Origin of the sequence: Streptomyces neyagawaensis (assembly GCF_023516595.1) — a bacterium.
Lineage (GTDB): Bacteria > Actinomycetota > Actinomycetes > Streptomycetales > Streptomycetaceae > Streptomyces > Streptomyces neyagawaensis.
The window spans coordinates 1-9,236 of the sequence record NZ_JAMGBG010000196.1; the positions used below are offsets into that span (position 1 = coordinate 1).

Consider the following 9,236-nt stretch of genomic DNA (forward strand, 5'->3'; position numbering starts at 1 on the left):
CAGTTCGAGGTGGTGGTAGTAGGGGGTACGGACGGTGGCGCCGGCGCCCTGGTAGGCGCGGTCGGCCAGGACGAGGATCTGTCGCGTGTGGCAGTTCTCGATCACGCCGTGAGCACGGGCGGCTTCCTCGAGTGCGGCGGCGGTCTGCTGCACGCCGCCGCCCAGCAGGACGCGGGCGTGACGGGCGACCCAGCTCTCGGCGGAGGCATCGCCGCTGTCGTGCAGGCACCAGGCTGCTCGCCATAGATATTCGAGCACGTGGATGAGGTCGACGATGATGTGGATGTCCACGCCGCGCTGTCGTGCTTCGGCCTTGATGAGGTCGATCTGATGGCGGGCACCGTCGACCAGGACGACCCAGCAACGGCGGTGTCCGGGGTCGCGGTGCTCTGCCTGGTCGAACACGGCGGACACCACCTGCGCGGCGGTGTCGGTCACCGAGCCGCACAGCCACTTCGAGCGGGCCTTCGGCCCCTGGCGGCGCTCGGGCGCCGCGCCGTGGTCGGCGTTGTGCCGGTCGGGGTCGGCGATGATGTCGTCGACCGTGCGAGGCGCGGGTTCGGCATCGTAGACGGCTCCCAGGGTGGCCATCCGTTTCCTGCCGTGCTTCTCCCCGGATGCCAGCCGGGTCTTCATCGCGTTGCCGCCCTTGGCCGCCGCGGCCTTCGCGGTGTCCTCACGCAGCGCTTCGGGCCTTATCACCACGCCTTTGCCGTCCACCGACAAGACCAGTGGCGTGGTGTCGGTGCAGGGGGCCGGCACGAGGGCGTCGTAGAACGCGTCGATGTCCGCTGCGGCGCCGACGGCGAGTTCCTGGACCTGCCGGTGCCCGATGCCGGAGCCGGTGACGGTGTTGATCCGCTCGCAGGCGTCGGCGAAGCTGCCGCGGGCGGACTCGATCGCGGCGAGCCTGGCCAGCCCGTGCGAGTGCATTCCGTCCGGGAGGTTCAGCACCGCGTCGGCCGGGTGCAGGTCCGCCACGCCGGTGCCGCGGTAGGCGATCCGGGTCACGATGACCTTGCCGAACACCGTGGCCAACATCCGGCGCCGACCCCGCTCGATCCGGGTGCGCCCGACACCGGCGGTGTCCACGACCTCCTGCCAACGCACCTCGTCCCTGGCCCGCAGCGTCAGGTGATCCTGGAACAACTGCCGGGTGACCTCGCGCATCCGCGCCCCCAGCAGGTCCTCCAGCTGCGCGTGCGTCATCGCCGCCGCCTCCGGGGCCGCCAGGTCCGCGCACGCCGCGGCGAACAGACCCGCCGAGGCGGCGAAAGCGTCCTCACACTCCGTGAGCGCCCCGTGGGCCGGCCCCACCGCGCTCACCACCCCTGCTTCCTGCCGTCGACCTTGAACAGCCCGGACGAAGGCTCGGCCAGGATCCCGCGCTCCACCAGCCGCTTCAGCTTCGAGCGCATCCCCTCGACATGCCGCGGCTCGGTCCCCAGACCCAGGTGCCGGCAGACCTCTTTGCAGCGCATCGCCGCCCCCGAGGTCGCGAACAGGGCGATGATCTCCCGGTACTCCGGCGACATCACCGTCACATCCAGCTCCGCCTCGGCCTTCACCATCGCCACGGCGACCCCGCCGACGCCCTCACTCGCCTCCGTGCCCGGCACCGGAGAAGACGGCGCGGCCAGCACCTCCTCCACCGACTCCCTTGCGATCTGCAACCGCGCCAGCCGCTCCTCGGCCCGCGACAACTCCTCGGACAGACCCGCGATCTGCTCACGCAGCCGCTCGGCCTCGCCCAGCACCTCAGCCCGCCTGGCCTCCAACGCCTCCATCAACGACGGCACACCACACCCACCCTCGCTCAGCACCCGCACCCCTCACGGCGGACTCGACCCCGGCGACGGTAGAAGCCGGCACGACCAGCCACATCCCGAACCTCTGCGAATCACCCCAACGAGGCACCCTCAGAAGATCTGCACCCAAAGAGGTTCACTGAAGCGTCGACTGCAAAACGGCTGCTGTCCACACGAAACCGAGTCCTGTAGCGACCACAAGGGCGAATTCTCCCGGTGCCAGCCGCCCCGACGAGGCCAGGTGTTCCATACCCAGGAAGGGATCGCTCGTTCCGGTGTGTCCGATCCGGCGGCTGTATTCGAACGTGGTCCTGTCGGGATCGAGCCCCAAGCCCTTGGAGTCGAAATACATGGGGCTAAGCGAGTGCCAGCCGAGGAAGGGCATCACCACCTGAGCCACGTCGTCCAAACTGATCCCCGCCTCATCAAGAGCACGGTCGACCACGGAGCGCAAGCCGTCGCGGATTCGGCCGGTGATGTCTGACCACGACATGGTGCGGGAGAAGGACAACGCCCGCTGTGCCAAGTCGACGGGATGGCGGCGGTCGTGAGGGAAGCTAAACGGCTCGTCTCCGCGCGCCATTGGTTCGAGTGCGGGGTCGGTGTGGCTGCACACGGCGGCCACACGAGCGAACCCGCCGTTCCGGGAGAGTACAATCGCCGCTCCTGCGTCGCCGAGCACTGTCTGCGAGTCGGTGCGCCAGCGGTCGATCACCGGCTCTCGCCAGCATTCGCCCGCTGCGACCAGGGCATACGGCCGGGCCGGCTCCTCCAGTAGGTGCAGCCGTGCCATGCGCAGCCCGATGAGCGCGGCGGCGCAACCGCTGCGCACCTCAGCCACCTCGCAGGCGCCGCCCGGCACGCCGAGCGTGTGCTGGAGGTAGGACGGCGGGTTCCAGATGTCGAACCCTGTGTCGGAGACGGAGCAGTACAGCACCAGGCCCACCTCGCCCGGTTCTGCTCCGGCCTGGGCACAGGCCCGCACCGAGGCGTCCACAGCAAGATGCACAGGGGCGGTGTGGTCCGGAGCGACGGTTGCGGCCAACTGCCGGCCCTGCCTGGCCCGAACACGGTCGTAGCGGCCGTCCGCCACAGCCGTCTCCACAGGCACAGCCATCGGAATCGACGACCCGATCCCGGCGATGTAAATGTTCGCTCCCACGGCGCACCTCCTGGCGGGGGTAACTGGTCTCTCTGCTCTGCTGTTCGACTTCTATCAGTCCGGACGAACGCAGCACGGGGTCATCGGGTAACAGCGAGGCCAACCTTCGGAGTGTGGGTGATCTCTTTCGGTGAGCACCGAGATGTACGTCCGCGCGCCACGGGCAAAGCTGGCGCCGGGTCGATCCGATTAAGGGAAGAAAGACCCGCTAGCCAGGTGTGGAGCAGCGGACAGAGGCTTTGCCCTCCTGTTCCGGACATGCCCGTCGCCCTCAGCCAACGGAGTAAGCCATGAGCGATCAAACCGCCTATGAGCCAGCGCCCGTCGTGGTGGTCCTGTCCGGCGGAATGGACTCGACCACCCTCACAGCGCACTACGCCGCGCTCGGACGTAAGATCATCGCCCTGACCGTCAACTACGGCCAGCGGCACCGCCGCGAGATCGAGTCCGCGCGTTTCGTGGCGCGGCACTACAACGCCGAGCACCATGTCGTCGATCTCAGCGCGGTCGGCGCCATGCTCGGTGGTTCCGCCCTCACCGACCCGAGTGTCGAGGTTCCGGACGGCCACTACGCCGAGGAGACGATGCGCGCCACGGTCGTACCGAATCGGAACGCGATCCTTGCCAACGTGGCCATCGGTCTGGCCGTTGCGCGCAGGGCGTCGGTCGTGGCGCTGGGAATGCACAGCGGCGACCATTTCATTTACCCGGACTGCCGACCGGAGTTCGTCGAAGCCGTGGACCGACTGGCGCTAGTAGCCAACGAGGGCTTCTCGGCACCGCACGTCGAGGCGCCCTTTCTCAGGTGGACCAAAACCGAGATCGCCGCCTACGGTACCCGGCTCGGCGCACCACTGGACCAGAGCTGGTCCTGCTACAGGGGTGCTGACATCCACTGCGGCACTTGCGGGACGTGCTACGAGCGTAGGGAGTCATTCCGCGACGCTCAGGTTCCCGATCCCACCGAATACCTCGACAACGTAACCGAGTTCGCGGCCCCGGTCGCCCAGTAAAGACGGCAGCGAACGGGTCCGCTGGCCCTGCAGCCTCCCGACGCGGTCGCAGGCAGGGTCTGCCAGGGACACCCACCCGCTCGTGCTTGTTCCACCGAGGAGGACACCCATGCCCGAAGCTAACCCAGCGCCCGAAGGTGGCATCGGGGGCACCGAGGACAAAACCGTCAACTTCGACCTGGTCGCGGACACGGTGGCCGGCCGTGAACTCACCACGCTCGCGGAAAAACATGCCGAGGTCTTCGCGCAACGGGCGGACAAGCACGACCGAGCGGGAAGTTTTCCTTTCGCTAACTTCGAGGAGATGCAAGCCAGTTCCTTGCTGATGGCGACTGTGCCGACGGAGTTCGGCGGTCTCGGTGTCACCTCCGTGCACGATCTGATCGTGGCAATGAGCCGCCTGGCGCGAGGCGACGCGTCCACGGCCATCGCCGCGAACATGCACATCACGGGCGTCCTGGGAATGGTCCACGTGCTGCGGCGGGCCAGAGCGGAAGGCGACGAGGGCACCGCGGGGGCAGTGTCGAACATGCTCTCCCTGGCGGGCTCCGGCTCGGCGGTAATGTGCTTTCCGCTGACTGAGCGGGGCACGGACCAGACCGCCCCGCAAACCGAGGCGACGCCTCGCGGAGACGGTTACGTGCTCAACGGCCGGAAGATCTTCGGCACGGGCTCGCCGATTGCGCAGATGTTCTTCCCCAGTGTCCGGGTGGCGAAGCCCGGCGGCGGCTACCTCACGGCTACGGCCGTCGTCCCCAGGGACACCCCGGGGCTGCGGATCGAGGACAACTGGGACGCGCTCGGGATGCGGGCGTCCGGCAGCAACGACGTCACCTTCACCGACTGCTTCATCCCGGCCGACCAGATGTTTGCCCCGGCGGACACGTACGGAACGATCGCGCCGGGCTACGTCGCCTCGGCACTGACCGTGAACATGCCGCTCGCCGCGTCCTATCTCGGCATTGCGGAAGCCGCAAGGACCCACGCGCTTCGTGCCGCGGAGCGGCGTAAGGGCCCCCGCTCCCGCAGACTCGCCGACCGGAGTTCCATACAGCAGCTGATGGCCAGGATCGACGTGGATCTCGCTGTCTGCCGGGCGCTCATGGACCGGATAGGGCGGTTGGTGGACGCGTTTATCGTTCGCGACGAGTCCGGCGTTCACGAAGTCGGGGAGCTTCATCAACTGATGAAGGAGGCCCAGTGCGCGAAGTACGTGGTGAACCGCACGTCGGTGGATGTGGTGGACCGTGCGATGACTGTTTGCGGCGGCGGAGCCTACATGAGCGGAAATCCCCTGGGCCGGTTGTACCGGGACGCCCGTGCCGGGGCCTTCATGCAGCCCTTCTCACCGCACGAAGCGCTTGAGTACATCGGCAAGGTAGGCCTCGGATTGGACCCGGTCCTTGACCGATGACCCAGCGCGGTCGCGTCGTCGGCTGTCGGCCCACCGGCTGAACTCGATGGTCACCGCGTCCCCGGGCAGCCTCCGTGACCGCTGTACACGCACCAGATCACCATTCGAGAACAGAGGAACAAGCATGTCGCAGGACGATCACGTGGTTGCCCGTACGGCCGAGGAGGTCGAGGCCTGGTACCGAACGACGGAGACGATCCCGTGGGACGTGCCCGTCCCGCAGCCCGCCCTCGTGGAGTTGGAGCGGCGAGGTGAGATCACCGGTGCGGTGCTGGACGCGGGGTGCGGTCTCGGCCAGAACTCCCTCTTCCTGGCCGAGCGGGGCTACCGGGTGACCGGCACCGATCTCTCGGTGTGGGCCATCGAGCGGTGCCGGGAGAAGGCTCGGGAGCGAAACCTCGACATCGACTTCCGGGTGGCCGACGCCACGTCTTTGCAGGGAATGTCGGGGCCGTTCGAGACGGTTGTTGACAGTGCCCTGCTGCACTGCCTCGACAAGCCGCGGCGTGAGGCGTACCTGGAGGCGGTCCACCGTGTCTGCGCCCCCGGCGCGTTGATGCACGTGCTGTGCTTCTCCGACGCCATGCCGGCCGGGATACCGGTGCCGGACCGGCTCAGCGAGGCTGACGTGCGCAAGGCGTTCGCGGACGGCTGGAAGATCTCCCGGCTGGAGCACGACTTGTACACCACTGTCTTCACTACGGCTGATTTGCGGCAGCACATCTCCGACCCCGGTTGGGAGCCGTCGGCGCCCTTCGGCCTCGACGCCGACGAACGGATCACCATGCCGGTCTGGCGGGTGACAGCGGAACGGGTGTGACGTCTTCACGGCGAACGGCATCAAGGAGGTAGTCGGCCATGCATACGGCCACACGACCTACGGGTACCAGGAGACGAACGCGATGACCAGATGCGCCGTACTCACGGCCGTCGGCGGCTACCTGCCCCCGACGGTGGTGACCAATGAGGACCTGGCCGGACAGCTGGACACGTCGGACGAATGGATCAGGACCCGGACGGGCATCTCCCGACGGCACCGGGCGGCGCCGGGTACGGCCACCTCGGACCTGGCAGCAGAGGCCGCCTCGCAAGCGATGCGGTGCGCCGGCATGGACTCGGTCGACGTAGTGATCTTGGCCACCACGACCCCCGACCGGCCCTGTCCGGCCACCGCCCCCACGATCGCGGCCAAGCTGGGCCTTGGACCGGTGGCCGCGTGCGACGTCTCGGCCGTTTGCTCTGGCTTCCTCTACGGACTGGCCACCGCGTCCGGCCTGATCGTCGCGGACCTCGCCGAGACTGTGTTGGTCATCGGCGCAGAGACCTACTCGTCCCTGGTGCACCCCGACGACCGCTCCAATGCGGTGCTCTTCGGCGACGGCGCCGGTGCCGTAGTCCTGCGGTCCGGAGAGACCGGGGAACTCGGTGCGCTGGGGCCCTTCGACCTCGGCAGCGACGGGTCCGGGCGCGATCTGATCACCGTCCGGGCCGGCGGATCGGAACAGTGGGCGGAGGAGCCCGGCTCCCGAATGCGCGACGCATACTTCTCCATGTCAGGGCGGGAGGTCTTCCGCAACGCCGTTCAGCACATGAACCGTTCAGCCCGCAGGGTGCTCGACAAGGCGGACCTGGATGCCGATCAGGTCGACTGGTTGGTGGGTCACCAGGCCAACGCCCGGATTCTGCGGAGCCTCACCGACTCCCTCGGTATTCCGGAGGAGCGGAGCATCTCCAACATCGATCTAGTGGGCAACACAGCCGCTGCCTCCATCCCCCTGGCCTTGGAGCACGGCCACCGCGAGGGGCTGCTCAAGCCGGGTGACTTGGTGCTGCTCACCGCCTTCGGGGGCGGCCTGACCTGGGGTTCGACCCTGTTGACCTGGCCAGCCCTCGCTCGCTGAACACCATTACCGTACCGCCCCGAAAGTTCTCCTGATGGGGATGCCAGACCGCTGCCGGGAAGTCGCCGAGCCACCGGAGACCGGTGGCGGTCTTACGAATCACCAGATGAAGACGCATTCCTTGACGGCTTGAAAGGTAGGCCCGCCCCATGTCCGAGACCTACGAGACAGTGCTCTCGATCCTCGTCGACCGCTTCAAGGTGGACAGAGCCACCGCGACGTCCGACTCGACTCTCGCCGACCTTGAGTTGGATTCTCTGTTCATTGTCGAGTTCGCCCTCACACTGGAGGATCGGTTCGGCGTCTCTATCAGTGAGGACGCACTCAGTTCGTCGGACACACTGTTTGCTGTGGCCGAGTTGGTCGAGCAGCGCCGACGTGAGGCCGGACTCGCTTCATGAGCGCCGGCACGGTTGTCGTCACCGGAGTGGGCCTCGTCACTGCCGCCGGAATCGGGACGGAGCAGACGTGGCGGTCGGTGTGTTCCAGCACATCAACCGCACGTACAGATCCCGCGCTGGCAGGGGCACCTGTGGACATCTCGTGCACCGTGCCTGACTTTAATCCGTCGGAGCACGTCGGGGCCCGCAGCACTCTGACGCATGACAGGTTCGTGCAACTCGCTCTGGTAGCGGCTCGGGAGGCGGTCGCGGATGCGAGGATCGTCTGCGGCGATTACCCCGCAGAACGAGTGGCCGTAGTGGTGGGCACCGCCTTCGGCGGGGTCTCGACGTGGGAGCACCAGGCCCAGCGTATGGCGGAACGCGGGCCGGGGGGAGTCTCCCCTCTGTTCGTGCCGCTGCTGCTGCACAACATGGCAGCCGGGCAGATCGCGATGGATCTCGGCTTCACGGGTCCCAACCTGGTCACCGCAACCGCCTGTGCCTCGGGCGCTACCGCCCTTGGAATCGCGCTTGACCTGATACGGCAGGGGCGGTGTGACGTGGTGGTCGCGGGCGGTACGGAAGCGAGCGTCACGCCGCTCACGGTCACGGGCTTCGCGCGCATGGGAGCGCTGTCACGGCGGCTGGAGGATCCCGCTTCGGCTTCCCGGCCGTTCGACGCCGGGCGGGACGGGTTCGTGATCGCCGAGGGCAGTGGCTTCCTTGTGCTGGAGCGGGCCGTGGATGCCCGAGCCCGCCGCGTGGGCCCCCGGGCGATCTTCGCCGGGTACGGTGCGTCAGCCGACGCCCATCACATGACGGCGCCTGACCCAGAAGGCCGGGGCGCCTTGAGCGCTCTGTCGGGAGCGTTGGCTGACGCCGACGTGAGCGCGAGAGAGGTCGGCTACGTCAACGCCCATGGCACCTCCACCCCTCTCAACGACAGCGTGGAGGCCAAAGTCGTGGCGAAGGCCATCGGCACCGTGGTTCCTGTCAGCTCCTCGAAAGGTGTCACTGGACACACTCTCGGCGCGGCCGGGGCCATCGAGGCGGCCCTCACGGTGCTCACGATCGACAAGGGAGTGATCCCGCCGACCGCGAACCTCTCCCGGCAGGACCCCGAGATCGAGTTGGACATTGTCCACGGCGGTACCAGGAAGGCACGCGTCGACGTCGCGGTGAGTAATTCCTTCGGGTTCGGCGGACAAAATGCCGTACTGGTATTCACTTCACAGTGAATTCTCTTTCTCATCCGTCAGAATTCGGGAGGCATTCGTGGTGCCGCTCATCGGTGATATGCGGATGAAGCGAAAGCGGTAATCGGGGCCCGCAGACGTGCATTTACCCAAGAATTGTACTAGTCTCTCACTGAACCTCTTTCATCCTCCGTATCCGCAGATCAGGAGGGTGTGGACGGCGGCGACGATGCGTCCGATGCGGTTGGTTGAGCATCGGGCTCGACGAAGGAGGCGCCAGGTTTTCAGCTGTGCGAAGGCGCGTTCGCCAGGGGCGCGTAGTCGGGCGTGGTCCCGGTTGTACTGCTGGTAGTGCTCGG

9 protein-coding genes and 1 pseudogene are annotated in these 9,236 nt (G+C 67.4%); 6 read left to right on the forward strand and 4 right to left on the reverse strand.

Going from position 1 to position 9,236, the window contains the following annotated elements; all coding sequences use genetic code 11:
- The 3 genes and pseudogenes from M8J73_RS43105 to M8J73_RS43115 form a co-directional block, all read right to left on the reverse strand.
- Nucleotides 1–123 (reverse strand): annotated as a pseudogene (locus tag M8J73_RS43105) (IS5/IS1182 family transposase); the annotation flags it as partial.
- A gap of 1,199 nt (nucleotides 124–1,322) precedes the next feature.
- Nucleotides 1,323–1,799 (reverse strand): hypothetical protein, encoded by a 477-nt coding sequence (locus tag M8J73_RS43110; protein ID WP_055542457.1) that lies wholly within the window; start codon nucleotides 1,797–1,799, stop codon nucleotides 1,323–1,325.
- Between the two features lie 145 nt (nucleotides 1,800–1,944).
- Nucleotides 1,945–2,970, reverse strand: coding sequence for a ketoacyl-ACP synthase III family protein (locus M8J73_RS43115; RefSeq protein WP_055542458.1), 1,026 nt, complete (start codon nucleotides 2,968–2,970; stop codon nucleotides 1,945–1,947).
- Nucleotides 2,971–3,260: 290 nt separating this feature from the next.
- On the opposite strand from M8J73_RS43115, the gene queC reads away from it, so the two are divergent.
- From queC to M8J73_RS43145, 6 genes are all read left to right on the forward strand, one after another.
- Nucleotides 3,261–3,983, forward strand: a complete 723-nt coding sequence (gene queC, locus M8J73_RS43120) for a 7-cyano-7-deazaguanine synthase QueC (RefSeq protein ID WP_055542459.1) — start codon at nucleotides 3,261–3,263, stop codon at nucleotides 3,981–3,983.
- Nucleotides 3,984–4,092: 109 nt separating this feature from the next.
- A complete protein-coding gene (locus M8J73_RS43125; protein WP_055542460.1) occupies nucleotides 4,093–5,397 on the forward strand; it encodes an acyl-CoA dehydrogenase family protein in 1,305 nt (434 codons plus the stop codon).
- A gap of 124 nt (nucleotides 5,398–5,521) precedes the next feature.
- Nucleotides 5,522–6,217: a class I SAM-dependent methyltransferase gene (locus M8J73_RS43130; RefSeq protein ID WP_055542461.1), complete on the forward strand. Its 696-nt coding sequence runs from the start codon at nucleotides 5,522–5,524 to the stop codon at nucleotides 6,215–6,217.
- Between the two features lie 82 nt (nucleotides 6,218–6,299).
- Nucleotides 6,300–7,298 (forward strand): beta-ketoacyl-ACP synthase III, encoded by a 999-nt coding sequence (locus M8J73_RS43135; protein ID WP_055542462.1) that lies wholly within the window; start codon nucleotides 6,300–6,302, stop codon nucleotides 7,296–7,298.
- A 149-nt stretch (nucleotides 7,299–7,447) separates the two neighbouring features.
- Nucleotides 7,448–7,699, forward strand: coding sequence for an acyl carrier protein (locus M8J73_RS43140; RefSeq protein ID WP_055542463.1), 252 nt, complete (start codon nucleotides 7,448–7,450; stop codon nucleotides 7,697–7,699).
- Entirely contained in the window at nucleotides 7,696–8,919 is a 1,224-nt protein-coding gene (locus tag M8J73_RS43145; protein ID WP_055542464.1) for a beta-ketoacyl-[acyl-carrier-protein] synthase family protein, read from the forward strand. Before M8J73_RS43140 ends, M8J73_RS43145 begins: the two co-directional genes overlap by 4 nt.
- A gap of 141 nt (nucleotides 8,920–9,060) precedes the next feature.
- Here the strand turns inward: M8J73_RS43145 and M8J73_RS43150 are convergent.
- Nucleotides 9,061–9,236: transposase family protein (locus M8J73_RS43150; RefSeq protein ID WP_372504109.1), on the reverse strand; the 176-nt coding region annotated here is incomplete at its 5' end.

Excerpts from the sequence above, each read along its gene's own strand:
- M8J73_RS43125 (WP_055542460.1), top strand. The coding sequence starts at position 4,093 with ATGCCCGAAGCTAACCCAGCGCCCGAAGGTGGCATCGGGGGCACCGAG.
- queC (WP_055542459.1), top strand. The coding sequence starts at position 3,261 with ATGAGCGATCAAACCGCCTATGAGCCAGCGCCCGTCGTGGTGGTCCTG.
- M8J73_RS43130 (WP_055542461.1), top strand. The coding sequence starts at position 5,522 with ATGTCGCAGGACGATCACGTGGTTGCCCGTACGGCCGAGGAGGTCGAG.
- M8J73_RS43140 (WP_055542463.1), top strand. The coding sequence starts at position 7,448 with ATGTCCGAGACCTACGAGACAGTGCTCTCGATCCTCGTCGACCGCTTC.
- M8J73_RS43135 (WP_055542462.1), top strand. The coding sequence starts at position 6,300 with ATGACCAGATGCGCCGTACTCACGGCCGTCGGCGGCTACCTGCCCCCG.
- M8J73_RS43145 (WP_055542464.1), top strand. The coding sequence starts at position 7,696 with ATGAGCGCCGGCACGGTTGTCGTCACCGGAGTGGGCCTCGTCACTGCC.